General features: G+C 66.8%; 21 protein-coding genes. 17 read left to right on the forward strand and 4 right to left on the reverse strand.

Annotation, left to right across the window (positions count from 1 at the left end):
* Nucleotides 1–13 precede the first annotated feature (13 nt).
* The 6 genes from lptM to hslU all read left to right on the forward strand — a co-directional run bounded on the left by lptM (nucleotide 14) and on the right by hslU (nucleotide 5,110).
* On the forward strand, nucleotides 14–268 hold the full coding sequence (gene lptM / locus OZ10_RS14315) for an LPS translocon maturation chaperone LptM (RefSeq protein ID WP_039414846.1): 255 nt from the start codon (nucleotides 14–16) through the stop codon (nucleotides 266–268).
* Nucleotides 258–1,109: a diaminopimelate epimerase gene (dapF, locus tag OZ10_RS14320; protein WP_039414843.1), complete on the forward strand. Its 852-nt coding sequence runs from the start codon at nucleotides 258–260 to the stop codon at nucleotides 1,107–1,109. The genes lptM and dapF overlap by 11 nt, the downstream gene beginning before the upstream one ends.
* Complete coding sequence (locus OZ10_RS14325) at nucleotides 1,109–1,780, forward strand: DUF484 family protein (RefSeq protein WP_039414862.1); 672 nt, start codon at nucleotides 1,109–1,111, stop codon at nucleotides 1,778–1,780. Before dapF ends, OZ10_RS14325 begins: the two co-directional genes overlap by 1 nt.
* A 75-nt stretch (nucleotides 1,781–1,855) precedes the next feature.
* Nucleotides 1,856–2,758 (forward strand): tyrosine recombinase XerC, encoded by a 903-nt coding sequence (gene xerC / locus OZ10_RS14330; RefSeq protein WP_039565547.1) that lies wholly within the window; start codon nucleotides 1,856–1,858, stop codon nucleotides 2,756–2,758.
* A 332-nt stretch (nucleotides 2,759–3,090) separates the two neighbouring features.
* Nucleotides 3,091–3,642, forward strand: a complete 552-nt coding sequence (gene hslV / locus OZ10_RS14335; RefSeq protein ID WP_039413082.1) for an ATP-dependent protease subunit HslV — start codon at nucleotides 3,091–3,093, stop codon at nucleotides 3,640–3,642.
* A 100-nt stretch (nucleotides 3,643–3,742) separates the two neighbouring features.
* A complete protein-coding gene (hslU, locus tag OZ10_RS14340; RefSeq protein WP_039413085.1) occupies nucleotides 3,743–5,110 on the forward strand; it encodes an ATP-dependent protease ATPase subunit HslU in 1,368 nt (455 codons plus the stop codon).
* A gap of 903 nt (nucleotides 5,111–6,013) precedes the next feature.
* Here the strand turns inward: hslU and OZ10_RS14345 are convergent.
* The 4 genes from OZ10_RS14345 to OZ10_RS14360 form a co-directional block, all read right to left on the reverse strand.
* The gene (locus OZ10_RS14345) at nucleotides 6,014–6,469 is read right to left on the reverse strand and encodes a nucleoside deaminase (protein ID WP_039413088.1); all 456 of its coding nucleotides are present in this window, start codon (nucleotides 6,467–6,469) and stop codon (nucleotides 6,014–6,016) included.
* A complete protein-coding gene (locus OZ10_RS14350; RefSeq protein WP_039413090.1) occupies nucleotides 6,466–6,966 on the reverse strand; it encodes a GNAT family N-acetyltransferase in 501 nt (166 codons plus the stop codon). The genes OZ10_RS14345 and OZ10_RS14350 overlap by 4 nt, the downstream gene beginning before the upstream one ends.
* Nucleotides 6,967–7,114: 148 nt before the next feature.
* On the reverse strand, nucleotides 7,115–8,203 hold the full coding sequence (locus OZ10_RS14355; RefSeq protein ID WP_039565535.1) for an HlyD family secretion protein: 1,089 nt from the start codon (nucleotides 8,201–8,203) through the stop codon (nucleotides 7,115–7,117).
* Complete coding sequence (locus OZ10_RS14360; protein ID WP_039413096.1) at nucleotides 8,200–9,849, reverse strand: MFS transporter; 1,650 nt, start codon at nucleotides 9,847–9,849, stop codon at nucleotides 8,200–8,202. Before OZ10_RS14360 ends, OZ10_RS14355 begins: the two co-directional genes overlap by 4 nt.
* Nucleotides 9,850–9,935: 86 nt before the next feature.
* On the opposite strand from OZ10_RS14360, the gene ubiE reads away from it, so the two are divergent.
* From ubiE to OZ10_RS14415, 11 genes are all read left to right on the forward strand, one after another.
* Entirely contained in the window at nucleotides 9,936–10,697 is a 762-nt protein-coding gene (ubiE, locus tag OZ10_RS14365; protein WP_039413099.1) for a bifunctional demethylmenaquinone methyltransferase/2-methoxy-6-polyprenyl-1,4-benzoquinol methylase UbiE, read from the forward strand.
* Nucleotides 10,698–10,889: 192 nt separating this feature from the next.
* Nucleotides 10,890–11,780: a GGDEF domain-containing protein gene (locus OZ10_RS14370; protein WP_039413103.1), complete on the forward strand. Its 891-nt coding sequence runs from the start codon at nucleotides 10,890–10,892 to the stop codon at nucleotides 11,778–11,780.
* 128 nt (nucleotides 11,781–11,908) lie between these two features.
* Nucleotides 11,909–13,858, forward strand: coding sequence for a M1 family metallopeptidase (locus OZ10_RS14375; RefSeq protein ID WP_202903019.1), 1,950 nt, complete (start codon nucleotides 11,909–11,911; stop codon nucleotides 13,856–13,858).
* Nucleotides 13,859–14,321: 463 nt separating this feature from the next.
* A complete protein-coding gene (locus OZ10_RS14380; RefSeq protein ID WP_039413107.1) occupies nucleotides 14,322–15,041 on the forward strand; it encodes a hypothetical protein in 720 nt (239 codons plus the stop codon).
* 3 nt (nucleotides 15,042–15,044) lie between these two features.
* A complete protein-coding gene (locus OZ10_RS14385) occupies nucleotides 15,045–15,674 on the forward strand; it encodes an HAD family hydrolase (protein ID WP_039565539.1) in 630 nt (209 codons plus the stop codon).
* A gap of 1,070 nt (nucleotides 15,675–16,744) precedes the next feature.
* Nucleotides 16,745–18,766, forward strand: a complete 2,022-nt coding sequence (locus OZ10_RS14390) for a methanol/ethanol family PQQ-dependent dehydrogenase (protein ID WP_081419546.1) — start codon at nucleotides 16,745–16,747, stop codon at nucleotides 18,764–18,766.
* Nucleotides 18,763–20,538, forward strand: a complete 1,776-nt coding sequence (locus tag OZ10_RS14395; protein WP_068873841.1) for a quinoprotein dehydrogenase-associated putative ABC transporter substrate-binding protein — start codon at nucleotides 18,763–18,765, stop codon at nucleotides 20,536–20,538. Before OZ10_RS14390 ends, OZ10_RS14395 begins: the two co-directional genes overlap by 4 nt.
* A gap of 25 nt (nucleotides 20,539–20,563) precedes the next feature.
* Nucleotides 20,564–21,250, forward strand: coding sequence for a c-type cytochrome (locus tag OZ10_RS14400; protein WP_039565543.1), 687 nt, complete (start codon nucleotides 20,564–20,566; stop codon nucleotides 21,248–21,250).
* An 11-nt stretch (nucleotides 21,251–21,261) separates the two neighbouring features.
* On the forward strand, nucleotides 21,262–22,314 hold the full coding sequence (locus OZ10_RS14405; RefSeq protein ID WP_039565552.1) for a beta-propeller fold lactonase family protein: 1,053 nt from the start codon (nucleotides 21,262–21,264) through the stop codon (nucleotides 22,312–22,314).
* 35 nt (nucleotides 22,315–22,349) lie between these two features.
* A complete protein-coding gene (locus OZ10_RS14410; RefSeq protein ID WP_039565545.1) occupies nucleotides 22,350–23,456 on the forward strand; it encodes an S-(hydroxymethyl)glutathione dehydrogenase/class III alcohol dehydrogenase in 1,107 nt (368 codons plus the stop codon).
* Nucleotides 23,457–23,466: 10 nt separating this feature from the next.
* The gene (locus tag OZ10_RS14415) at nucleotides 23,467–25,899 is read left to right on the forward strand and encodes a TonB-dependent receptor (RefSeq protein ID WP_081419549.1); all 2,433 of its coding nucleotides are present in this window, start codon (nucleotides 23,467–23,469) and stop codon (nucleotides 25,897–25,899) included.
* The last annotated feature ends 95 nt before the right edge of the window (nucleotides 25,900–25,994 follow it).

The raw sequence follows: 25,994 nt of genomic DNA on the forward strand, positions 1-25,994 counted from the left end.
TATACTCCGGTCCATGAGCATCATGTCCCGACCGTCTGTTCGTCTCGCACTGGTTGGTGCGACCTTTGTCCTGCTTGCCGCCTGCGGCAACAAGGGCCCGCTGGTGATGCCGCAGAAGCCGGTGCCGGTGGAAGCCCAGCCGGTGCCGCAGCCGCCGGATGCGCCGCAACCGCTGGATGAGTCGACGCCGGCATCTGCGCCGGTGCAGACCGAGCCCACGCCCGCCCCCACCACCGACCAGCCCGCTAGCAGCGGCAATGAGCGCTGACGGTCGCAGCGCGCGTCTGCGTTTCACCAAGATGCATGGCGCCGGCAACGATTTCGTGGTGCTGGATCTGCGCGACGGGGCGCCCCCCCCGGACGCCGCATTGGCGGCGCGGCTGGCCGACCGGCATTTCGGTGTGGGCTGCGACCAGATCCTGACCATCGAGGCCCCGCGCAGCGACGGCGCCGTGGCGGCCTATGGCATCTGGAATTCCGATGGCTCGCCGGCGCGCCAATGCGGCAACGGCGCGCGCTGCGTCGCGGCCTGGCTGGTGCGTGACGGCACCGCCCAGGGTGAGCGCTTCGTCATCGACAGCCCGGTCACCGCGCACGCGGTCGAACGCATGGATGCCGGCACCTACGCGGTGGCCATGGGCGTGCCGCAGTTCGAGCCGACCCGCATCCCCCTGGCAGGGTTTGCACATGCGCGTGAGGAATATGCGTTGCCGGTGCACGGTGAGACGGTGCGCTTTGGCGCGGTCTCGATGGGCAATCCGCACGCCGTGCTGGAGGTCGGGCGCGTGGATGCCGCACCGGTGGAGCGCCTGGGCAGCTTGTTGCAGCAGAACGCTGCCTTCCCCGATTCGGTCAACGTCGGCTTTGCGCAGGTGGTGGACCCCACGCATGTGCGGTTGCGCGTATTCGAACGCGGCGTGGGCGAAACGCTGGCCTGCGGAAGCGGGGCATGTGCCGCGGCGGTGGTGCTGATGCAGCGCGGCCGCGTGGAGCGCGACGTGCGTGTATCACTGCCCGGCGGCGAGCTGCGCATTCGATGGCCCGGCGATCAGGACGAGGTGGTGATGTCCGGCCCGGCCGTGTTCGTCTTCGATGGAGAATGGAACTGATGAGCGACAACACGGACAAGTTCGGTGCGCACGAGGTCGCAACGTGGTTGCGTCGCCATCCCACCTTCCTCAAGCAGTTCCCGGATCTGGCCGTGAGCCTGCTGGTGCCGCGCGACGAAGGCCCCACTGCCTCGCTGGCGACCTATCAGCTGGAAGTGCTGCGCGACAAGAACCGCGAGCTGTCGCGACGGCTGCACGAGCTGGGCAGCAATGCGCAGATCAACGAGCGGCTGGCGGTACGCACGCACCAGTTGACGCTGGCGTTGATGCGCCAGACCAGCGCAGCCGACACGCTCAAGGCAATGGCGGCCTCGCTGGCGGAAGATTTCAACGGCGAACTGGTGCGGCTGGTATTGCTCAAGCCGGTTGCTGCGCTGGAGGCAGACTGGCTGCAGGTCATCGCCGCCGACGATGCGCGGCTGGCCCCGTTTCGCGATTGCCTGAGTGATGGCGAGCCGATCTGCGGCCGCCTGCAGGCCGACAAGCATGCGCTGCTGTATGCCGACCAGGCGGGCGAGGTGCAATCCACGGCGTTACTGCCGTTGCCGGGCATCGGCCTGATCGCTGTCGGCAGTAGCGATGCCAACCGGTTCTATCCCGGCATGGGCACGTTGTTCCTGCGCATGATGGGCGAGTCGCTCGGCGTGGCGCTGCAGCGTTTCGACGCGTGATGCCGGTCGCGCGCCGCATTGCGTTGCGGTTGCGGCGCAACGCAGCGTCGATGGCGCGGCAACGGGGTGGCTGAAGTGTCTTCGTCGGTGGATGCCTTCCTGTCGTACCTGCAGGTCGAACGCCAGGTCTCGGCACATACGCTGGATGCCTACCGGCGCGATCTTGCGGCCTTGCTGAGCTGGGCGGCCGAGCAGCACGGCGACGGCGCGCCTGTGGAGGTTGCGCAGCTGGATAGCGCGCAGCTGCGGCAGTTCGTGGCGGCCGAGCATCGGCGCGGCCTGTCGGCCAAGAGCCTGCAGCGGCGCTTGTCCGCCTGCCGCAGTTATTACGCGTGGTTGCTCAAGCATGGCCGGATCGCGGCCAGCCCGGCGGCGGCGTTGCGCGCGCCCAAGGCGCCGCGCAAGTTGCCGCAGGTGCTCGACGCCGACGAGGCGGTGCGGCTGGTCGAAGTTCCCACCGATGCACCGCTGGGCCTGCGCGACCGTGCGCTGCTGGAGCTGTTCTATTCGTCCGGGCTGCGCCTGAGCGAACTCTGCGCGTTGCGTTGGCGCGATCTGGATCTGGCCAGCGCATTGGTGATGGTGCTGGGCAAGGGCGGCAAGCAGCGGCTGGTACCGGTGGGTTCGCATGCGATTGCTGCATTGCGCGCGTGGCAGCGCGACAGCGGCGGCCGTGCGGACACGCACGTCTTCCCCGGCCGCGCGGGCGGCGCGATCTCGCAACGCGCGGTGCAGATCCGCATCAAGCAACTGGCGGTGCGCCAGGGCATGTTCAAGGACGTGCACCCGCATATGCTGCGGCATAGTTTCGCCAGCCACATCCTCGAATCGTCCGGCGATCTGCGCGGTGTGCAGGAATTGCTCGGGCATTCGGACATCGCCACCACGCAGATCTATACGCATCTGGATTTCCAGCACCTGGCCAAGGTCTACGACGCCGCGCATCCGCGTGCGAAGCGTAAGAAAGCGACTGAGTGAGCGCTGGGGTGTGTGATGTCAGCGACATCGCTGCATGATTGGCTGATGGAACTGATCTGGCTAATGCAACGGCGAGCCGTCCACTAGCGGCGGCGGGCGCGTTCTGAAGAAGGGGCTCAAGGCCTCTCTCCCGGTGGGAGAGGGGCTAGGTGGCTAGCGCGTTGGCATGGCCTCACTGTTTGCTTTCGGACCGAGTGCGGCGCGCGTCCGGTTGAGGCAGTCGATCGCCGTGTCGCGAGGCTTCTCCATGTCGCGTGCCCGCGTCGCTTCGTCGCAGCGCGCTTGAACCCGGCAGGGGCGTCCCCACCTCTTTGGAAACCCCCGGAGGACCCATGGATCCCAGCCAGAACCCCAACATCGTTCACGCCACCACCATCATTTCGGTTCGGCGTGGTGGGCATGTCGCCGTCGCGGGCGATGGTCAAGTTACGCTCGGCCATACGGTCATGAAGGGCAACGCGCGCAAGGTGCGCCGTCTCGGCCGCGAAGGTCAGGTGCTGGCGGGCTTTGCCGGTGCGGCCGCCGATGCCTTCACCCTGTTCGAGCTGTTTGAAGCCAAGCTCGACAAGCACGGTCAGCTGACCCGCGCCGCGGTGGAACTGGCCAAGGACTGGCGCACCGAGCGCCGCCTCGGCAAGCTCGAAGCGTTGCTTGCGGTGGCCGACAAGGAGACTTCGCTGATCATCAGCGGCACCGGTGATGTGATCGAACCGGAAGACGGCATCATCGCCATCGGTTCCGGCGGTTCTTACGCCCTGTCGGCCGCACGCGCGCTGCTGACGCATACCGAACTGGATGCCAAGACCATCGCCACCGAAGCGATCAACATCGCCGGCGATATCTGTATCTATACCAATCGCAACGTGGTGGTTGAAGAGCTGTGATTCGGGAGTGGGGATTGGGGATTCGCAATAGCGCTCCTTTCCCTGCGCCCGGATACCTATCGACCGTTCCTACTCCGCTTCTACGAATCCCCAATCCCCAATGCCAAATCCCGAGACTTCAACCATGACTCCGCGCGAAATCGTGCAGGAGCTCGATCGTCATATCGTTGGCCAGCACGACGCCAAGCGCGCGGTTGCCATCGCGCTGCGTAACCGCTGGCGCCGCATGCAGTTGCCGGAAGAACTGCGCAACGAGGTGATGCCCAAGAACATCCTGATGATCGGCCCGACCGGTGTCGGCAAGACCGAGATTGCACGACGTCTTGCAACACTGGCCAACGCACCGTTCGTCAAGGTCGAAGCCACGCGCTTTACCGAGGTGGGTTATGTGGGCAAGGACGTGGAGCAGATCATCCGCGACCTGGCCGACACCTCGGTCAAGCTGTATCGCGAGCAGGCCAAGGTGCGCGTGCGCAACCAGGCCGAGGAACGCGCCGAGGATCGCATCCTGGATGCGCTGCTGCCGCGCCGTGCGGCCGGCATCGGGTTCGACCCGGAAGCGGCGCGCAACGAGCCGTCGTCGCAGGACAACGAAACCCGCATCAAGTTCCGCCGCATGTTGCGCAACGGAGAGCTGGACGAGCGCGAGATCGAGCTGGAAGTGGCCGTCAATGCCAGCATGGACATCATGACCCCGCCGGGCATGGAAGAAATGGGCCAGCAGTTGCGGCAGATGTTCGCCAACATCGGTGGCGGCAAGTCGCAGAAGCGCAAGCTCACCATCAAGGCCGCGCGTCCGCTGTTGATCGAGGAAGAAGCCGGCAAGCTGGTGAACGAGGACGATGTGCGCACCGCGGCGATCGAAGCCTGCGAGCAGCATGGCATCGTGTTCATCGATGAGATCGACAAGGTGGCCAAGCGTGGCGAAGCCGGCTCCAACGGCGGCGATGTCAGCCGCGAAGGCGTGCAGCGCGATCTGCTGCCGCTGGTGGAAGGCTCCAACGTGTCCACCAAGTACGGCACGGTCAAGACCGACCACATCCTGTTCATTGCATCAGGTGCGTTTCACCTGGCCAAGCCCAGCGATCTGATTCCGGAGCTGCAGGGCCGCTTCCCGATTCGCGTGGAATTGACCGCGCTGACCAAGGCCGATTTCGTGCGCATCCTCACCGAGCCCAAGGCGGCGTTGATCAAGCAGTACGAAGCCCTGCTGCAGACCGAGGGTGTGCGCTTGACCTTCGGCGCCGATGCGGTGGAGCGCCTGGCGGAGATCGCTGCACAGGTCAACGAGCGGCAGGAAAACATCGGCGCGCGCCGCCTGCACACGGTGCTGGAGCGTCTGCTCGATGTGCTGAGTTACGAGGCGCCGGACCGTGACGGGCAGAGCGTCACCGTCGATGCGGCCTATGTCGATGCGCAGCTCGGCGAGCTGGTGCAGGATCCGGACCTGAGCCGCTACATCCTCTGATCACAGCGCAGCTGCGCGCAGATGCCAAATGCAATGCGCGTATGGCATCTGGCGTGAAATGCAGTGCAAGCGCGGCAGAAACGCATCGCAGGACGATGCATGCTGGCAGATGCAGTCAAAGGCCGAGTCGGTCGAGGGCGCGGCGCCCTCACCGCTCGCGGGACACGCCGTGAATCCATCCCTGAAGGCCCGGTGGCGGCATCCATGCCGCCACACGGTCCCGCAACCGGCGAGGACACCACGCCAGACAGTTGGCTGGTGGTTTTGTTGAAAGGCCAAAGACACCGCGTCGCAGCTTGCTAGTCGCTGTTGAAATCCATGCAGACCGATCATCTCGACTGGTCCTTGCCCGCCCACCGTCGCGGGACCCTGAGCGGCATGGATGCCGCGCCGGAGCCTACATGGACGTACTTGCGGCGTGTCCCGCGATGGTGGGCGGGCAAGGGCCCTGCAGCACACTCGCAGCGTCGAGGGCGCGATGCCCTCACCGCTTGCGGGACACGCCGTGAATCCATCCCTGTAGGCTCGGTGGCGGCATCCATGCCGCCACACGGTCCCGCAACCGGCGAGGACACCACGCCAGACAGTTGGCTGGTGGTTTTGTTGAAAGGCAAAGACACCGCGTCGCAGCTTGCTAGTCGCTGTTGAAATCCATGCAGACCGACCATCTCGACTGGTCCTTGCCTGCCCACCATCGCGGGACCCTGAGCGGCATGGATGCCGCGCCGGCGCCTACATGGACGTACTTGCGGCGTGTCCTGCGATGGTGGGCGGGCAAGGGCGCTGCAGCCAGGTTGCAGATCACTCCCTGCAACGCAGGCTCAGATCATCGGCTCTGCAAAGGACCTTCACCTTGGCAGCCGCCTGCACTGCACAGCCAACCCGCTAAATCCGGCAAACCGCTCAGTCCTCGCCGATGTCCTCGTTCCACACATCCGGGTTGGCGGAAATATAGCCACCGAGCAGATCGATACATTCCTGGCTCTGCAGATCGATCACGTTGACGCCGTGCTCGTGCAACCACGCGATGCCGCCCTGGAAGGTGACCGACTCGCCGACTACCACGGTGCCGATGTTGAACTGGCGCACCAAGCCGCTGCAGTACCAGCATGGCGCCAAGGTGGTGACCATGATGGTGTCCTTGTAGCGGTGCTGGCGGCCGGCCTTGCGGAAGGCATCGGTTTCGCCATGCACGGACGGGTCGTTTTCCTGCACGCGGCGGTTATGGCCGCAGCCGAGCAGGCGCCCGTCGTTGTGATACAGCGCTGCACCAATCGGGATGCCGCCTTCGGCCAGGCCCTGGCGGGCTTCGGCAATGGCGGTGTCGAGCAGGGCGCGGTAGTCGGGGGTGGTGATCATGCGGACTCCAGGGTGGCCGCGCCGGCGGGGCGCAGCATGTCGAGATGGGGAATGCCGTCTTCCAGATACTGCGCCGATGAGGGCACAAATCCGTGGGCGGCGTAGAGGGCGTGCAGGTGGGCCTGCGCACCCAGTTGAATCGCGCTGCCGGGCCAGTGCGCGTGCACCAGCCGGATGCCTTCGCGTAGCAGCGCGTGGGCCAGGCCGGTGCCGCGCTGTGCGCCGGCGACGACCACGCGGCCGATGCTGGGCTCGGGGTAACTCAGCCCCGGCGGCAGCACACGCAGGTAGGCGACCAGCTCTCCGGTCTGCGTGCTGCCCAGCACATGCAGCACGCCGGGCTCGGTGTCCTTGCCATCCAGCTCGGGATAGGCGCACTGCTGTTCCACCACGAAGATATCCGTGCGCAGCCGCAGCAGCGCATACAACTGCACGGTGCTCAGTTGCGCAAAGCGCAGGTGCTGCCAGAGCAGGGGTGGCGTTAGTATGGAGGGCATGGGCGCATGATAGCGGCTGCTCCGCCTGCGGACGGCGTGACGGCGCGGCGCGTGGTGGCTGCGCAGGTGACCGAAGCGCTCTGCACTGCAGTGCACGCATCTGGGTCCGCACGCCGTGCCTGTGCACGCGCGGTGCCGGCAGCCGCGCTCAGTCGCCTGCGCTGGCGGTATCGACCGCGACCACCACCGACATGCCCGGGCGCAGCCGCGGTGCCAGCGCCTGGCCGGGGTCGACGCTGATCCGCAGTGGAATGCGCTGGGCGATCTTGACGAAGTTGCCGGTGGCGTTATCGGCCGGCAGCACGCTGAATTCCGAGCCGGCGGCCGGCGAGATCTCCTGCACGCGACCCTGCAGGCGTGCGTTGTCCAGCGCGTCCACGGTGAAGCTGGCGCGCTGGCCCACGCGGATCTTTGCCATCTGGGTTTCCTTGAAGTTGGCCACGACCCACAGCGTGTCCGGCACCAGCGACATCAGTTGGGTGCCGTTGGTGACGTAGGCGCCCTGGCGCACGCCGAGCTGACCAAGCTGGCCATCGCGCGGGGCCACGATGCGGGTATTGTCCAGATTGATCTGCGCCAGCTGCAGGGCGGCCTGTGCATTGGCAACGGCCGCTTCCAGCGCGGCGCGATTGACGGTGACGCTGCGCGCGTTCTCTTCGGCTGCCTGCACGGCAGCCCGGGCCTGGCTGACGCGGGCATCGGCCTGCGCGCGTGCGGCAAAGGCGGTGTCGCGGTCCTGCTCGGAAACCAGCTTCTGGCTGGCCAGCTGTTGCGTACGCGCATACGCCGAGCGGGTACGGTCGCGCTGCGCCTGATTGCTGCTCAGCGCCGCACGTTGTTCGGCAATGGTGGCCTCGGCGCTATGCCGTTGCTGCTCCCAGTTGGCCAGGTTGGCCTGCGCGGTCTGCACTTGCGCCCTGGCCTGTTCGAGTTGCTGGGCGTAGATGCGGTCGTCGATGGTGACCAGCAACTGGCCGTGTTTGACGTGGGCGAAGTCCTGCACCGGCACGTCAGTGACGTAGCCGCTGACCTGCGGCGCGATGACCGTGATCTGGCCATGCACCATGGCATTTTCGGTGCGCTCCACGGCACTGACGAATGGCGGCAACTGCCAGGAGTAGAGCACCAGCGCCACGCCGATCAAGGCGAGCCCGCCAAAACCAAGCGCGCCGGTGATGCGCCGGCGGCGCCGGCGTTGCTGATCGGCGACAGAGGGAGCTTCGGCAGGTGTATTCATGGGCGCACAGGGGAGGCAGGAGAAGGGGACTGCACGGACGGGCGCAGATAACGCCGCCACACCAGCACGGACAGGATCCACAGCCCGGTGGCGATGGCAATGCAGCCGATCAGCAGGAACACATCGTTGTAAGCCAGCACATTGGCTTCGCGCGTGGCCACGCTGCCCAGTGCACGCACGCCCTGCGCCTGGCGCAGCGCCGGGTCGCCGATGGCGCGCCCGTAGACGTTGGCGTATGCCTGCACGCGCGCGGCCACTTGCGGGTCGGTCAGCACCAGATGCTCGACCAACTGGCTGGAATGGTATTTCTCGCGTACCACCTGCACGGTGCCGAGCAGGGCGCTGCCGAGCAACCCGCCCATGTTCTGTGCCATGCCGAACAGCACGATGAAGCTGATCAGGTTGCCCGGTTGCGCAATGACCCGCCCGATCCCGGCCACCATGGCCGGGCCGATGAAGAACGTGCTGCCGAAGGCGAGCAGGAATTGGCTGACGTACATCTGTTCGGGGCGGGTGAGGCTGGTGGCATCGGCGTCCATGAAGCAGCCGATGCAGATGGCGGCCACCGCGATGATCAGGTGTTCGGCAACCCGCGCCGGGTTGATCAGCCACGCACTGGCGGCCACGCCCACCACCGCGCCCAGCAGCATCAGCGCAAACAGCGTCTGCAGCTGCACGTTGGCCAGGCCCAGGGTCTGAAAGAAGCCGATCGCGCCGGTGCTCTGTTCCGACAGCACCAGGCGGATCAGCAGGATGGCCAGCCCCAGCCGCAGCATGTCCGCGCTGGCCAGCCAGCGCGTGTTGATCATCGGGTTGCGGCGGTTATGTTCGATCCACGCTGCCAGGCACAGCAGCACGATCGAAGCCGCCAGCACCACGCCCAACCACGGCGTACTGGTCCACCACAACAGCCGGCCCAGCGACAGCACCGCCGCCAGACCGGCCGCACCGGCGGCGAACAGGCTGAAGGTGAGGAAATCCAGCGGCTCGAATACCCGGTAACGGTCGCCCGGCGGCAGCTTGAGCGCCAGCACGCAGGCCAGCGCAAACACCGCCAGCCCGAACTCGAACAGATACAGCCCCTGCCACTGGCCAAATTCCAGCAGGTCGGTGGAAAACACCCGCGCCAGCGGCAACGCCAGCTGGGTGACGCCCAGCCCCAGCACCACGGCCTTGAGCCGGTATTTGCCCGGGAACGCCTGGATCACGTAATACAAGCCCAGCGAGCTGAGCGCGGCGCCGACCAGGCCGTGGGCGGCTCGCACGGTGATCGCCGAGCTCAGGCTGTGCACGAACAGATGCGCCAGGGCGATGGCCGCATACAGAGCCAGGAAGATCTCGGTGAAGCGGCGCAGCCCGAACTGCTGGCGAAACTTCACCAGCAACAGGTTCGCCGACATGTTGGTCATCACATAGGCGGCCGGCAGCCAGGCCATTTCGGTGGCGTAGGCGCCCAGCGCGCCCTGAAGGTAGGGCAGGTTGGCGGTGACCAGCGCATTGCTCAGGCCCCCGGTCAGCGCCACCACCATGCCGACCAGGCCGTACTGGATGCGGCGCCGGGTGGGGTGCAGCGGGGTGGAGGCCGAGCCCGGCAGGGTGGGCTTTTCGTGGGGCTGCCAGTCGCGCTGGGCGTACTTGTCACGCACGCAATGCTCGCAAGGCAGGGGCGGAAGAGTGCGCGATTGTGGTCCGGTTGCGGTCATGGTGGCGTCAGCAGTGCGATAATCCGGCCATGAGCGAATCCCCCTATACCTCCGGTACCACCCATTTCGGCTTTCGCGATGTCGCTGCCAAGGACAAGCAGAAGCTGGTCGGCGAAGTGTTCACCTCGGTCGCGCGCAACTACGACCTGATGAACGACCTGATGAGCCTGGGCGTCCATCGCGCATGGAAACGCTACTTCGTGGCGACCGCGCAGGTGAAGCCGGGCGACCGCGTGCTGGACCTGGCCGGCGGTACCGGCGACATCGCCGTGCTGCTCAAGGAGCGCGTGGGCGAAGAAGGCGCGGTGGTGCTGGGCGACATCAATGCCGGCATGCTGTCGGTGGGCCGCGACCGGCTCACCAACCGCGGGCTGGTGTCCGGGTTCGATTACGTGCAATGCAACGCCGAAGCGCTGCCGTTCCCGGACCAGAGTTTCGACCTGGTGACCATCTCCTTCGGCCTGCGCAACGTCACCGACAAGGACGCCGCACTGCGCGAGATGTACCGCGTGTTGAAGGTGGGCGGGCAGGCACGTGTGCTGGAGTTTTCCGAAGTGACCGCCGACTGGTTCAAGCCAATCTACGACTTCCACTCGTTCAAGATCCTGCCCAGGCTGGGCCAGCTGTTCGCGCGCGACGCCGACAGCTACCAGTACCTGGCCGAAAGCATCCGCAAGCACCCGCCGCAGGAATCGCTCAAGGGCATGATGGGCGAGGCCGGATTCGCGCGTTGCCATTACAAGAATCTGACTGGCGGCATCGTGGCCATCCACTCCGGCTACAAGATCTGACCACGCGCGCCGGGCCGCCGAGGCGGCGCGCGCATCGCGCGCCGCAGCCTGGATGAGCTCGCGCCGCTTGGGTTCGCTTGGCGCGCCCTGGCTGCTTGCACAGGTGTGCGCACCAGCGGATTTCTGGGACGCTCGTCGCGTTGGCTCCACTGACTGTCGGCGACACTAGGCGCCCCTTTGCCGGAGAGTTGGATGCGCTTGTACGCCGGGCTCTCGCGCGTGTTTCCCCGTTCCTTCAGCGCCAAGTTGCTGGCGGTGACCTTCATCGGGATCCACCTGCCGCTGCTGTTGTTGATCGCCTGGCTGGCCTCGCAGAGCGAGCTGGAAGGCCGCCCGTTGTGGTCGGTGGTCATCGTGGCCTTGCTGGCCACCTTGGCAGGCACCGCGCTGACGCTCTCGGCGCTGTATCGCCTGCTTGCCCCGTTACGCATCGCCGCCGACGCGCTGGACACCTACTACGCCGACCAACGTCTGCCCAGCCTGCCCGAGCATGGCGACGACGAACTGGGCCGGCTGCTGCGCGGCATCAACCGCAGTCTGCGTGGCATCGACGCGGGCATGCGCGATCTCAGGAAGCACGCGCTGTTCGACCCGCTGACCGAAGCGTTGAACCGGCGCGGTTGCGAACAGGCCATGCGCGATTCGGTCGCCGCCTCGCAGCGCGAAGGCTGGCCGTTCGTGTTGTTCGTGCTGGATATGGACAACCTCAAGCCGATCAACGACCGCTTCGGGCATCTGGCCGGCGACCGCGTGCTGGTGCGGCTGGTGGAATCGGCCTATGGCTGGCTGGGCGCGCAGGACTGGATCGGGCGCTGGGGCGGCGATGAATTTCTGATCGGCGTGCATGCCAGCGAAGACGAAGCCACGCTCAAGCTCAATCAGTGGCTGTCGATGCTTGAACGCGAAGACGGCGATGAAGCGCCGCTGCATCTGAGCGCCGGCAGCGCGGTCTGCGAACAGGGGCTGGACGCCACCGAACTGTATCGGCGCGCGGATGCGGCGATGTACCGCGCCAAGTTCTCCGGCGGGCGGCGGCTGGTGCGCGATGGCCACGACACCCCGCGCAGTCATCCAGTGACCTGAGCACCGACGGCGCGGCAGCGCTGGCGTGAGCAAGCGCTGGCCGTCGGCTGCGCGCCCGCACCCGGCGGCACGGGCAGGCCGTGGCCGGGAGCGCTAAAATGCCCAATTCCCTCGCTGCGGTGCCGTCGATGCGCTTCACTTCCCTGTCGCTGTCCCTGGCCGTGTCCCTCGCACTGGCCGGCTGTTCCAATGAGTCCACGCCGCCGGCTGCCACCACCGCCGCACCGGCCGCCACTGCCAAGGCCCCCGTGAAAGCAGACGCCCGCACCCACGACGAGAGCTCCTATGCCCAGCCGCAGCTGGTGGTCATCAAGGACCTGGCGCTGGACCTGAAGCTGGATTTCGATGCCAGGCAGATCGGGGGCACCGCCACCTACACGCTGCAGTGGAAGGACAAGGCCGCCAAGCAACTGGTGCTGGACACGCGCGAGCTGAGCATTGCGCAGGTGCAGGCCGACGATGGCAAGGGCGGTCTGTCGCCGTTGCAATTCGCACTGGCGCCGGCCGACAGGACCTTTGGCAGCAAACTCACCATCGAAGCGCCGACCCAGCCGGGCAAGGTCGTGATCACCTATCACACCGCGCCCACCGCCTCGGGCCTGCAGTGGCTGGAGCCGGCCATGACCGAAGGCAAGCAGCTGCCTTTCATGTTCAGCCAGTCGCAGGCGATCCACGCGCGCAGCTGGGTACCGCTGCAGGACACCCCGAGTGTGCGCTTCACCTATAGCGCGCATGTCACCTCGCGTCCGGACGTGATGGTGCTGATGAGCGCCGACAACGACCCCAAGGCCGCGCGCGACGGCGATTACAGCTTCAAGATGCCCGAGCCGATTCCGTCCTACCTGCTGGCAATCGCCGCCGGCGATGTGGTGTTCAAGCCGATCTCCGCACGCTCGGGCGTGTGGGCCGAACCGGCGATGGCCGACAAGGCTGCCAAGGAGTTCGAAGACACCGAGAAGATGATCGGTGCTGCGGAAAAACTCTATGGCCCGTATCGCTGGGGCCGTTACGACATGCTGGTGCTGCCGCCGTCGTTCCCGTTCGGTGGCATGGAAAATCCGCGCCTGACCTTCGCCACGCCCACCGTGATCGTCGGCGACAAGTCGCTGGTGTCGTTGGTGGCGCACGAATTGGCGCACAGCTGGTCGGGCAACCTGGTGACTAATGCCAGCTGGAAGGACATCTGGCTCAACGAAGGCTTCACTACCTACGTGCAGGGCCGCATCACCGAAGCGCTGTACGGCACCGAGATGGCCGAGATGGAGCGCGAGATCGACCAGGGCGATCTGCTGGCGGAAGTAAAGGACATGCCGCCGGCCGACCAGGTGCTGGAGTTGCCGCCGCTGGCGCAGCGCGACCCGGACGAGGCTTTGAGCCAGGTGGCCTACGTCAAGGGCGCGTGGTTCCTGCAGTTCCTGGAGCAGCGTTTCGGCCGCGAGGTGTTCGACCCGTTCCTGCGTGGCTGGTTCGACGATCACGCGTTCCAGAGCGCCACCACCGACCAGTTTGTCGATTACCTGCAGAAGAACCTGCTGGCCAAGCATCCCAACACGGTGAGCGCCGCCGAGGTGGATGCCTGGCTGAAGCAGCCGGGCATCCCGGCATTCGCGGCCAAGGCGCGCTCGCGCAGCTTCTCCATCGTGGACACCGCACGCATCGCCTGGAGCGGTAGCGGTACGCTGCCCAGCAAGCAGGTCACCGGCGAATGGGGCACGCAGGAGTGGGTGCATTTCCTCAGCGGCATGGGTGCCACCTTGAAGCCCGAGCAGCTCAAGCAGCTGGATGAGGCGTATCACTTCACCGGCACGCCCAATGGCGAGATCGCCATGCGCTGGTATCCGCTGGCGACCCGCAGCGGCTACACCGACGCGCGCGCTGCCGCCGGTGAGTTCATCGAGCGCGTCGGCCGTCGCAAGCTGGTGCTGCCGATCTATACGGAACTGTTGAAGACCCCGGACGGCATTGCGTTTGCCGAACAGGCGTTCGAAAAGGCCAAGCCGGGTTACCACCCGATCACCACTGCGTCGGTGACCGAGATGATCGCCAAGGCCAAGGCGGCTGCGCCGACGCAGCCGTAGTGGCAGCGGAGGGCGTCGCAGACGCCCTCCGTCGCTTCCATCGCCGCATCGTGCCTGCAACCACCCTCGTAGGAGCGCACCCGGGCGCGACAGGGCTTTCCCGGTGAAACCCCCGTCGCGCCCGGGTGCGCTCCTACGACGCGGGGTAGCTGATCGCGGGTGGTGCGGCAGGCTGGTACCGTTGCCGTTGCCGTTGCCATGCCGTTGCCATGCCGTTGCCGTCCATGCCTTCCGGAAGCGACGATGCAGTCCCGCCGTTGTGCATGCTCGCCCGCCACTCCATCGCGGCATCGTGCCTGCAACCACCATCGTAGGAGCGCACCCGGGCGCGACAGGGCTTTGCCGGTGAAACCCCCGTCGCGCCCGGGTGTGCTCCTACGGTGTGCGGCGGTTAATCGCGGTTGATCGCGGGTCATGCGGACAGGCTGCTATCGTTACGGCTGCATTCGCCCCGGAGTCGACGATGAAGTATCTGCTGAGCGCGGCCCTGTGCGTCGCGGCCCTGACTGCCTGCACCGACCGCGAGGCGCAACGCAAGGCGCAGGAAACTGCACAGGCGCAGGCCAAGGAAACCCAGGCCGATGCGCTTGCCAAGCAATACGACGAGGCGGTGAAGGCGCAGAACTGGGACATGGCGCGCGCCCACGGCGCCGCCTTGCTCGAAGGCTATGCCGGCACTGCAGCCGCCACACGCATTGAGCCCGGCTATGCCGACATCAAGGCCAAGGGCGAGCAGGCGCGCGAACTGCGCCGCATGCAGGCGCTGTGGCAGTACTCGCAGGTGCCGGCCAAGGGTGGCACCCAGCGCTCGGCGATGATCGAGGCCAAGGAGCGCGTGGATGTGGATGGCAGTGGGCCAAAGCCGGTCAGCCTGGTGTTCCGCGATCATCCGCAGTGGAAGCGCCACAGCTATCTCGTGCTCAAGGCCGGCGACTTCAATTGCTACGCTGGCTGCAAGGTGCAGGTTGCGACCGACGGCGGCGCACCACGCGCGATGGCGGCGCATCGACCGGATACCGATGAAGCGATCGCCATGTTCATCGACGACGACAAGGCACTGTGGAAGCTGGTGCGCAACGCCAAGCGCATCAACATCGCCTTCCCGGTCAAGGCCGGCGGCACGCGGACCGCGGAATTCGAGGTGGGCGGGCTGGACACCACCCAGATGCCGGGCTGGAAATAACCCATGGACGGCGCGATTGCCGCACGCCTGCCGCTGTCTGCGTGCCGGCATTGGGTGTTCGACATGGATGGCACGCTGACCGAGCCGGTGCACGATTTTGCATTGATCCGACGCGCGCTGGAGATCCCGCCCGACGCGGACATCCTGCATCACCTGGCTGCATTGCCGGCCAATGAGTCGCAGGCCAAGCATGCCTGGTTGCTGGAGCACGAGCGTGTCCTGGCAGAGGCGGCACGCCCTGCGCCCGGTGCGCAGCAGCTGGTGCGCGCGCTGCAGGCCGATGGCTGCCGGCTGGGCTTGCTGACCCGCAACGCACGCAGCCTGGCGCAGGTGACATTGGAGGCGATCGGTCTGGCCGATGCCTTTGCGCCGGACGACATCGTCGGCCGTGACGAAGCGGCACCCAAACCCGCGCCCGATGGCCTGCGCCACTTCCAGCGGCGCTGGGCAGTGAGCGCCGCGGCACTGCTGATGGTCGGCGACCATCACAACGACCTGGCCTGTGGCCGCGCCGCCGGCGCAGGCACCGTGCTGGTCAATACCCCGGGCGATCCCTGGCCTGGCCTGGCCGATTGGCGCCTGCGCGATTGCGCTGACCTGTTACAGCACTGGCAGGCCCGCGCTGGTCAGTAGTTTCGCTGTCTTCACTTGGCACGGCGGCATATCGTGTGGCGCTCGCGCGTTGCGAGTTGCCCCGATGTCGCGCCGACGCAGCTCGCCAATCCACTGTCGCGCGCCTTGCGACATGGGTTCGGCAGGCTGCGATCGGTCAATCTGCGGCACTGTTTTGCAGCGCTGTGCTGCACAGCGCGCACTACATTGAGTTCCTGCAGCACACCTGCCCTCATCCGCCCTTCGGGCACCTTCTCCCGGTGGGAGAAGGGAGGCGTCTGATGCGGTGATTGAAACGTACTGCATTGCGTCCCTGCAGCACACCCGCCCTCATCCGCCCTTCGGGCACCTTCTCCCGGTGGGAGAAGGGAGGCGTCTGATGCGGTGATTGAGACGCACTGCATTGTATCCCTGCAGCACACCTACCCTCATCCGCCCTTCGGGCACCTTCTCCCGTTGGGAGAAGGGAGGCGTCTGATGCGGTGATTGAAAGCGGTAGCGTTGCTGCTGGTGAGCACAACAAGCGCAAGCTCCAGGGCTCAGCAAAGTGCTAGAGCGCTCAGCACGGTGCTAGCCCCTCTCCCCGCGGGAGAGGGGTTGGGGTGAGGGTACGGCCCAGGCGCCATCGGCACATCCTCGCGCCTTCGGCACATCCTGAGTGCATCGCGCAAAGACGCTGCATGGTGCGTGCATCGTCGTGAGCAGTGCACGTCTCCAACCGTCCAATGCCCGCCCTCATCCTTCATCGTGCTTGGCCTCCCAGCGGGCGAAGGCAGACAACACCTTCCAACGATCCTGCGCACGTGCCTGGGCACCGCAAGAGCGCCACGCCTTCACCCAACCGCACGCAGTGCTCCACCAGCGCGACAGCACGCCCGGCGCAAACTGTGCCAAATGCGTGACACCTGGTGTGCTGCGGCAACCACGCGTGCGCAACGCGCTGCCACTGCAAGGTGCTGCGACGCAACAGTACGCTGGCACGCGCTGTGCTCTGTCGTCTCCCGGTACCCACCCGTTTGCGCCGTCGCTGCGCAGCAAGCGCGCGTGGCTCTTCGTTCGATTGGATTCTTCACCGAGAGGGGTAGACGCATATGCACCAATCTTCCTGTCGCCGCATCGGCAGCTCGGCGCTGCTGATGCTTGCGCTGAGCATCGTGTTGGCCGGTTGCAAGAAAGACACGCCGGCTGCCGATACCGCACCGCCCGCACCTGCCGCCGCACCCGCCGCGACGCCGGCCGCCGCCGTGGTCGACACCGACGGCGAATTCACGGCCAACGCCAGCAATGCAGACAACTGGGGCGGCGTGGGGCGCGACTTCGCGCTCACCCGGCATAGCCCGTTGGCCGAGATCAATCGCGACAACGTCAAGAATCTGAAGATGTCGTGGGAGATGAAAACCGACGCAACGCGCGGCCACGAAGGCCAGCCGCTGGTGATCGGCAGCATCATGTACATGGTCAGTGCGTACCCGAACAATGTGTTCGCCATCGACCTCGCAGCGCAGGACGACGGTGGCAAGGTACTGTGGAAGTACACCCCGCAACAGGACGAACGCTCGGTGGCGGTGGCGTGCTGCGACACGGTCAACCGCGGCGCCTCGTATGCCGATGGCAAGCTGGTGTTTGGCAGCCTCAGCGGCGATGTGATTGCGCTCGATGCCAAGACCGGCAAGGAAGTGTGGAAGCAGAAACTCGCGCACCCGGACAAGGGCGAAACCATCACCATGGCGCCGATCATCGCCGATGGCAAAGTGGTCGCCGGCATCAGCGGCAACGAGTTCGGCGTGCTCGGGCGCGTGGCCGCCTACAACCTGTCCGATGGCAAGCAGGCCTGGTCCTGCGATGCGGCCGGCACCGACAAGGCCATCTGCCTGGGTCCGGATTTCAACAAGGCCAATCCGCAGCATGGCCAGCTCGGCGATCTCGGGGTGAAGACCTTTCCCAACGACGAATGGAAGCGCGGTGGCGGCGCGGCCTGGGGCTGGTACAGCTACGACCCGAAGTTGAAGCTGGTGTACTACGGCACCGGCAATCCCGGCCTGTGGAGCCCGTCGTACCGCTGCGGCAAGACCACGCACGAGGAATGCAACAACGGCGAGCATGACAACAAGTGGTCGATGACCTTGTTCGCACGCAAGATCGATACCGGCGAAGCGGTGTGGGGCTATCAGAAGACCCCGTTCGACCAGTGGGATTACGACGGCATCAACGAGCCGATCCTGGTGGACCTCACCATCGACGGCAAGCAGGTTCCGTCGGTGGTGCAGTTCGATCGCAATGGGTTTGCCTATGTGCTCGATCGTCGCGACGGCACGTTGTTGCGCGCGCATAAATTCGTGCCGGCCAACTGGGCCGAACGCATCGACATGAAGACCGGCCGCCCGGTCAAGGTGGCGGCGCATTCGCCGCTGGAACGCGGCAAGAAAGTGCAGGCGTTCCCGTCGGCGATGGGTGGCAAGGACCAGCAACCGTGCTCGGTGGATCCGGCCAACGCGGCGGTGTTTTTCTGCGGTACCAACAACTGGCACATGGAGCTGGAGCCGCAGGAGCGCGGCAATACCATGATGGGCCTGCCGTACGTGTTCGCCAACGTGATGATGAAACCGAACGAGCCGGGTGCGCTGGGCATCGTCAAGGCGTTCGACGTGGTGGAAGGCAAATCCAAGTGGGAGATCAAGGAAAAGTTCCCGGTGTGGAGTGGCACCCTGGTCACCGATGGCGGGCTGGTGTTCTACGGCACGCTGGATGGCTGGTTCCGTGCGGTGGACAAGGACAGCGGCAAGAAGCTGTGGGAGATGAAGCTGCCCTCCGGCATCATCGGCAACCCGATCGCCTACAAGGCCAACGGCCACCAGTATGTGGCGGTGTTCTCCGGCATCGGTGGCTGGATCGGCCTGCCGGTCGCAGCGGGGTTGGATCCGAGTGACCCGTATGGCGCACTGGGTGCGGCCGGGCTGGCGTTCGGGGCCGGTTTCGACAAGATTCCGCTCGGCGGCATGGTGCATACCTTCCGCCTGGATGGCGCCGGCAAGACCGTGTCGACCACCACGACGGCCACCGCAGCGGCCGGGGGCGGCGGTACCGCCAACGCAGCCGCGAAGACGGCACGATGAGCTCCACGCACGGCGTCGGACGCGCATGTCGGCAGATGCCTGCCGGCGTGCGCGGCATGACCGCGCACCTGCACACGGTGCTGCTGGTTTGCAGCCTCGGACTCGTCGCCGCAGGTTGCACACGCGAGCCGTCTTCACCGACGGCTCGCGTTTCTGACTCCGGTGCGGTTCCGGCCGCGGCGCCGGCACACACCGCGCCACCGGCATCCACTGCAGCGTCGGTGTCTGCGCCGCCGCCCACGCCCGATCCAACGGTGCTGCGGGTGTGTGCAGACCCGGGCAACATGCCGCTGTCCAACCAGGCCGGCGAAGGCTTCCAGAACAAGATTGCGCAGGTGGTGGCCGCTGCCATGGGCCGGCGGCTGGAATACGAGTGGCGCACCTATTACCAGCGCGGGCTGGCCCGCAGCACGATCAACGCGGGTCGCTGCGATCTGTTGATGGACCTCAACAGCGATTTCGAGCAGGGGTTGACCACGCGCCCGGTGTATCGCTCGGCCTATGTGCTGGTGACGCGCAAAGGCCTGAACCTGGTACCGACCTCGCTGGACGACCCCGCACTGAAGAAGCTTCGGCTGGGCGTGTTCCAGAGTTCGCCGGCGCGCCAGGCGCTGTACGAACACGGCGTCAGCGGTGAGGTGCAGTACCTGTTCTACGACTCGGCCACCGCACCGGAAGAACATCCCGGCAAGCTGGTGGAGCAGGTGGCCGCCAATGCACTGGATGCGGCCGAATCCTGGGGCCCGGTGGCCGGCTATTACGCGGCGCGCAGCGGGCTGGGCGTGGTGCCGTTGAACACCATCGACGATGCGGTGCTGGAGTATTCGATGGCGTGGGCGGTGTCGCGCAAGAACGCGCAGCTACGCGATGCATTGAACAAGGCACTGCAGGACAACGCCGCAAAGATCGCCGAGATCCTGCAGGCTTATCACGTGCCGCTGGTCCGTTGCAGCGACTGCATCGTGGCTGGCGATCTGCCGTCGCATGGGCCTTACACCACACCGGCCCCCGCATCGACTGCGCGCAGTCCTGCCGCCTCGTCGCAGGAACTGGCGCAGCTGCAGCTGCGCATCGCGGACGGCGCCAACCCCAACCAGGAACTGGCGCATGCGCTGGATGCCGGCGATGCGCTCCGTGCGGCCTGGTTGCTGCGTCACGGTGCCGACGCCAACACGCCCAACCTGCTCGGCGAGCCGCCGCTGCATCAGGCCATCCGCAACCAGGAACCGGATCTGGTCGGTCTGCTGCTGGATGCCGGTGCGCGGCTGGATGCGCGCGATGCCAGCGGCTGGACCGCCTTGATGAAGGCAGCCTGGGCCAACGATGCCGACAGCGTCAGCCGCCTGCTGCGCAAGCGCGCGCCGGTGGACACCGTGTCCGGCGATGGCTGGAGCGCGCTGGATCTGGCGGTGTCCTACGCCGACGCCGAGGTGGTGCAGGCACTGCTTGCTGCCGGCGCAAATGCACGGCGCGCCAACGCCACTGGGTTTACGCCGGTGATGTTTGCAGTGGCACGCGATGACCCGGCCATTCTCGACGCGCTGCTCGCGCGCGACGCCGACGTGGGGCGCGCCAATCAGGCCGGTGTCACCGCCTTGATGCTGGCCGCAGCGGCCGGACGCGAGGACGTCGCAAAGCGTCTGCTGGCGGCCGGTGCCGACCCGGCGGCACGCAACCGCGATGGCAAGACCGCCGCGACATTGGCACAGGACCGCGGCGATACCGCGCTGGCTTCGCTCCTCAACGAGGCCAGGCGCCCTGCCAGACGCTGACCGTTTCATCCGCCGCGTGCACGGGGTGCGCGGCGTTCCCTCCGATCAGAAAGGTTCGTTCATGCGCAAGTCCACCGTGGGTTGTATCGATCGTTCCGTCCGCGCAGCACTGTGCGGCGTGCTGCTCAGTGCAGTGCTGGCGGCATGCGGCAAGGAAGAAGCGCCGCCGCCTGCTCCGGCGCCGGATGCGGCGGCACCCGCTGCCGCTGCCGCCGGCGCACCAGCACCAGCACCAGCCGCCACAGCGCCAGCACCGGCCGCCACAGCGCCAGCACCGGCCGCCACAGCGCCGGGAATGCCTAATCTTGCCGCCGGGCCGGCGCCCGATCCGGCCACACCGCCGGCACCGCCGGCCACCGTGGCGCCGATTCCGAAGGGACCCGAGGTCAAGGTCACCCCGGAGCTGGTGGCCGAAGGCAAGAAGATCTATTTCTCTGCTGGCTGCAATGCCTGCCATGGCGGTACCGGTGGCGGCGGCATGTGCCCGCCGCTGACCAACGACATCTGGGTGTATGGCAGCGACGACGACACCTTGCGCGCGCTCATCAGCGAAGGCACTGCCGCGATGATCACCCACGGCAAGACCCGCATCGGGCACGAAAAGGTGGTCGGCCAGATGCCGCCGTTCGCACCGGTGCTCAAGCCGGGCGACACCGAAAAACTGCTGGCCTTCATCCATTCGATCAACAAGACTGCAGGCAAGCCGCAATGACGCATGGCCCGCTGCGAACGGCGTGCGCAAGCTGGCAGCGCCGCTGCACCGCGGTTGCGGTGGGCGCACTGCTGGCCTTGGCCGGCTGCCAGCGCGATGCGGCAGTGCCGGCGGCGGCTGCCGGTGCGCCGCCTGCTCCGGTAGACGCCGCAACTTCGCCTGCACCCGCACCGGTCGTTGCCTACGTGCCCAATCAGCGCAGCGGCACGGTGTCGGTGATCGACACCGGCACCGACACGGTGGTGCGCACGCTCAGCGCGCAGGGCCAGCTCGGCAAGCGCTTGCAGCAGGTGTTGCCCGGCCCGCAGGGGCATCTGTACCTGATCGATGCCGAGCACCACCGCTTGATCGAACTGGACACCGCCAGGGATGCGGTGCTGCGTCAGGTCGACATCGGCGAAAACGCCGAAGGCATCGCGCTGTCGCCCGATGGCAAGCAGTTTGCCGTGTGCGTGGAAGGGCAGAACCAGGTGATGCTGATCGATGCCGCGCAGTTCCGCGTGCAGCAGGTGATCGCCACGCGTGGACAGGCACCGGAGCACTGCGCATATACGCCCGATGGGCAGTGGTTGCTCACCAGCAACGAGGGTTCCAGCGACATGGACATGATCGAGCTGGCCACGCATCGGTCGCGTGGCGTGGTAGCTACCAGCGGGCATCCGCGCGGCATGGCGTTCGCCCCGGACGGGCGCAGCGTCTACATCGCGCAGGAGACCGCCAACGTGGTGGACGTGGTCGACCTGCAGACCCGCACCCGACGCGCCAGTCTGCCGGCCGGCGTGCGCACCGCCGGGGTCGCCTTGTCGGGCGATGGCACGCGGCTGTACGCGTCCAACGGCGGCGCCGGCACGGTCAGCGTGATCGACACGCAGAACGGGCGCAGCGTGGCCGAGATCCCGGTCGGGCTGCGGCCCTGGAATCCGGCGCTCACCCCGGCCGGCGACAAGCTCTACGTGGCCAACGGGCGCTCCAACACGGTGAGCGTGATCGACACCGCCAGCCTGCGCGAACGCAAACAGATCCCCGTCGGCGAACTGCCGTGGGGCGTGGTCATCGCGCGCTGAGCGGCGGCCATGCCGACGCGCGCCGGGGAGGCGGGATGAAGACACGCGCTGCGGTGGCCTGGGGTCCGCATCAGCCGCTGACCATCGAGGAGGTGGACCTGCAGCCGCCGCGTCCCGGCGAGGTGCTGGTGCGCCTGGTCGCCACCGGCGTCTGTCATGGCGACGCGCATGCATTGGTGCATGGCCGCGCGAGCAGCTTCCCGGCGATCCTGGGCCAGGAGGGCGCGGGTATCGTCGAAGAGGTCGGCATCGGCGTCACCAGCGTGCGCGCCGGCGATCACGTCATCCCGCTGTACATGCCCGAATGCGGCGTGTGCAAGTTCTGCCGCTCCGGCCGCACCAACCTGTGCCAGGCGATCCGCAGCAGCCAGGAACGCGGCCTGATGCCCGATGGCAGCAGCCGGTTCTCGTTGAACGGCCGGCCGATCCTGCACCACATGGGCACCAGCACGTTTTCCCAATACACCGTGCTGCCGGAGATTGCGGTGGCACGCATCCACCCCGACGCGCCGCTGGACCAGGTCTGCCTGCTGGGCTGCACGGTCACCACCGGGGTGGGCGCGGTGCTCAACAGCGCGCATGTACGCCCCGGCGATTGCGTGGCGGTGTTCGGCTTGGGCGGCATCGGCCTGTCGGTGATCCAGGGCGCGGTGCTGGCGCAGGCCGGGCGCATCGTCGCGGTGGATATCGACCCTGGCAAGTTCGCACTGGCGCGCGTGTTGGGCGCCACCGATTGCCTGGACCCGCGCGACTACGGTGCACCCATCCAGCAGGTGATCGTGGATCTCACCGATGGCGGCGCCGACCACAGTTTCGCCTGCGTGGGCGACGTCGCGGCGATGCGCGCGGCGCTGGAGTGCTGCCACAAGGGCTGGGGTGAGAGCGTCATCCTTGGCGTCGCCGACGACGCGCAGGAAATCAGCACCCGTCCGTTGCAGTTGGTCACCGGGCGGGTCTGGCGCGGCAGTGCATTCGGCGGGGTGAAGGGGCGCAGCGAATTGCCCGGCTACGTCGAGCGCTATCTGCAGGGCGACATCCAGTTGGCACCGCTGATCACCCGCAGGCTGGCGCTGGAGGACATCAATCAGGCGCTGGCGGATCTGCGCGCAGCGCGCGGCATCAAATCGATCGTGCTTTATTGAAGGAGACGACATGACGTCGACCCACCAGGTGCTGGTTCATTGCAGGACACCGCGACCTCGCGCTGCACAAAAGCGATGCAATGCACTACGAAAACATCGCTTGGCCTACGCCTGCGCAGCGCTGCTGTGCAGTAGCACGATCGGCAACGTCCTTGCCGACGATACCCCGCAGGTGACCTGGCTGGACCGTATCGAAGTCACCGCCACGCCCATCCCCGGCACCACCATCGATGCGGCGCAACTGCCGTACATGGTGCAGTCGGCGACCAATGCCGAGCTGTCGCGCGGGCGCAGCAACAACCTAAGCGATCTATTGCAGCGGCGCTTCGTGGGTGTAGATGGCAACGACGTGCAAGGCAGCGCGTTCCAGAACGACCTCACCTTCCACGGCTTTCGCGCCTCCGCCTTGCCGGGCGCGTCGCAAGGCGTGTCGGTGTATCTGGATGGCGTGCGCGTCAACGAACCGTTTGCCGACATCGTCAGCTGGGACATGCTGCCCGAATCGGCGATCACTGCGGTGACGCTGATGCCCGGTTCCAACCCCTTGTTCGGGCCGAATACGCTCGGCGGCGCGGTGGTGCTGTCCACCGCGTCCGGGCTGACCGCGCCCGGGTTGCAGGGCGAAGTGAGTAGCGGCAGCGGCGCGCGCAAGCGGCTGGATGCCAGTTACGGCGTCGCTGGCGCCGATGGCTGGCATGGCTTTGTGGCGGTGACCGGGTTCGATGAAAATGGCTGGCGCGATGCCTCCGAGGGGCGGCTCGGCACGCTGTTCGGCAAGCTGGGCAGGCAGGGCGAGCAGACCGACTGGAGCCTGTCGCTGCTGCATGGCCGCAGCCGTCTGATCGGCAACGGGCTGCTGCCCGATACACGCTACACCGACGAAGGACCGGCACCTGGCTTGTACCGCGCCGATCGGCGTTCGGTGTACACCTCGCCCGATCTCACCCGCAACCGCAACACGCTGCTGACCGCGCAGCTGGACCACCGTTTCGACGAAGACACCGCGTTGCACGCGCTGGCCTATTCGCGCGTGGGTCGTCGCGACACCGTCAATGGCGATATCGGCGAAGACTACGAAGGGTTCGTGGAAGAATGCGCCTCCGGCTACGCTGCCGATGGCCGTGCGCTGGATGCCGAATGCGATGTTGCGCGCGCCGATGCCGATGCCTTGCCCACCGGCGCGCTCAATACCACCCAGATGCGTCAGGAAGCACAAGGCGTTGCGCTCAACCTGAGCACGCAGTGGGGCGCACACGCGCTCACCACCGGCGTTACCTTCGACCGCGGCCATGTGCGGTATCGGCAGTTCGCCCGCGAGGGCTGGGTGCAACCGGACCGTTCGGTGGTGGCCGATCCGGCTGCAGAGCGGGCGTTCTTCTCCGGCGTGCGCGGCAGTTCCAAGACGCTCGGCGCGTTCGTCGCCGATACCTGGGAGCTGGACGCTGCCACCCACCTCACCGCGGCGGTGCGCTGGAACCGCGTCGTGGTGGACAACATCCTGTCCACCGCAGAGGACGGCGACCGCCCGCGCGAGCGCTTCGTCTATGCCAAGGCCAATCCCTCGCTGGGGCTCACCCACCGGCTGGAGTCCGGGCTGACGGTGTACGGCTCGGTCGCGCAGAACACGCGTGCGCCCACGGCGATCGAGCTGGGCTGCGCCGACCCCACCCAGCCATGCCGGCTGCCGACCGGCCTGCAGGCCGACCCGCGCCTGGAGCAGATCGTGTCGCGCACCTACGAACTGGGCGCGCGCTGGGCGCCGTCGGCCGACAGCAACGCCACCGTGTCGGTGTACCGCGCCGACAATCGCGACGACATCCTGTTCCTGCGCGCGCCGGAGACCCAGCTGGGCTACTTCGACAACGTGGGCCGTACCCGCTACCAGGGCGCCGATGTCGCGCTGGCGCTGCGCAGCGGCGCTTGGCAGTGGTCGGCCGGGTACAGCTATCTGGACGCCACCTATCGCAGCGACGGCGAACTGTTGTCCGGCGAGCGTGTGATCACCCTGCGGCCCGGTTTACGGATCGCCGCGCTGCCAAGGCACCAGCTCAAGCTCGGGGTGGACTGGCAACGCGACGCGCTGACACTGGGCGCCGGCGTGCGTGCAGTGTCCGGGCGCGTGGCCAGCGGCAACGAAGATGGCCAGGTCGACAACGCGCAGGAGGGTGAGGCCGCGCCAGAACGCATCGACATTGGCACCGCCGGCTACGCGCTGGTCGATCTGCAGGCGCGCTGGGCCGTCACCGCGCGGGTAGCGGTCTTCGCACGCATCGACAACCTGTTCGATCGCCAGTACGCCACCTATGCCGCCGTGGCCGAAGACGTGTTCCCCGACGGCGAACTCGCCCGCCCGCAGGACGCGCCGGTGGAAACCGGACCGGCACGCTTCCTGGCGCCCGGGGTGCCGAGGCAGTACGTGATCGGGGTGCGTTGGGCGTTTTGAAGCCGGGATTGGGGATTGGGCATTGGGGATTCGCAACATCGAAGGCCAGCACCGCCGCTGTGCTGGTGTTGACGAATCCCCAATCCCCAATCCCC

Source organism: Xanthomonas cannabis pv. cannabis, assembly GCF_000802365.1.
Taxonomy (GTDB): Bacteria; Pseudomonadota; Gammaproteobacteria; order Xanthomonadales; family Xanthomonadaceae; genus Xanthomonas; species Xanthomonas cannabis.

Excerpts from the sequence above, each read along its gene's own strand:
- OZ10_RS14385 (WP_039565539.1), top strand. The coding sequence starts at position 15,045 with ATGGACGGCGCGATTGCCGCACGCCTGCCGCTGTCTGCGTGCCGGCAT.
- dapF (WP_039414843.1), top strand. The coding sequence starts at position 258 with ATGAGCGCTGACGGTCGCAGCGCGCGTCTGCGTTTCACCAAGATGCAT.
- OZ10_RS14325 (WP_039414862.1), top strand. The coding sequence starts at position 1,109 with ATGAGCGACAACACGGACAAGTTCGGTGCGCACGAGGTCGCAACGTGG.
- OZ10_RS14415 (WP_081419549.1), top strand. The coding sequence starts at position 23,467 with ATGACGTCGACCCACCAGGTGCTGGTTCATTGCAGGACACCGCGACCT.
- OZ10_RS14370 (WP_039413103.1), top strand. The coding sequence starts at position 10,890 with ATGCGCTTGTACGCCGGGCTCTCGCGCGTGTTTCCCCGTTCCTTCAGC.
- OZ10_RS14355 (WP_039565535.1), bottom strand. The coding sequence starts at position 8,203 with ATGAATACACCTGCCGAAGCTCCCTCTGTCGCCGATCAGCAACGCCGG.
- ubiE (WP_039413099.1), top strand. The coding sequence starts at position 9,936 with ATGAGCGAATCCCCCTATACCTCCGGTACCACCCATTTCGGCTTTCGC.
- hslV (WP_039413082.1), top strand. The coding sequence starts at position 3,091 with ATGGATCCCAGCCAGAACCCCAACATCGTTCACGCCACCACCATCATT.
- OZ10_RS14410 (WP_039565545.1), top strand. The coding sequence starts at position 22,350 with ATGAAGACACGCGCTGCGGTGGCCTGGGGTCCGCATCAGCCGCTGACC.
- hslU (WP_039413085.1), top strand. The coding sequence starts at position 3,743 with ATGCCAAATCCCGAGACTTCAACCATGACTCCGCGCGAAATCGTGCAG.
- OZ10_RS14380 (WP_039413107.1), top strand. The coding sequence starts at position 14,322 with ATGAAGTATCTGCTGAGCGCGGCCCTGTGCGTCGCGGCCCTGACTGCC.
- OZ10_RS14375 (WP_202903019.1), top strand. The coding sequence starts at position 11,909 with ATGCGCTTCACTTCCCTGTCGCTGTCCCTGGCCGTGTCCCTCGCACTG.
- OZ10_RS14395 (WP_068873841.1), top strand. The coding sequence starts at position 18,763 with ATGAGCTCCACGCACGGCGTCGGACGCGCATGTCGGCAGATGCCTGCC.
- lptM (WP_039414846.1), top strand. The coding sequence starts at position 14 with ATGAGCATCATGTCCCGACCGTCTGTTCGTCTCGCACTGGTTGGTGCG.
- OZ10_RS14345 (WP_039413088.1), bottom strand. The coding sequence starts at position 6,469 with ATGATCACCACCCCCGACTACCGCGCCCTGCTCGACACCGCCATTGCC.
- OZ10_RS14390 (WP_081419546.1), top strand. The coding sequence starts at position 16,745 with ATGCACCAATCTTCCTGTCGCCGCATCGGCAGCTCGGCGCTGCTGATG.
- OZ10_RS14350 (WP_039413090.1), bottom strand. The coding sequence starts at position 6,966 with ATGCCCTCCATACTAACGCCACCCCTGCTCTGGCAGCACCTGCGCTTT.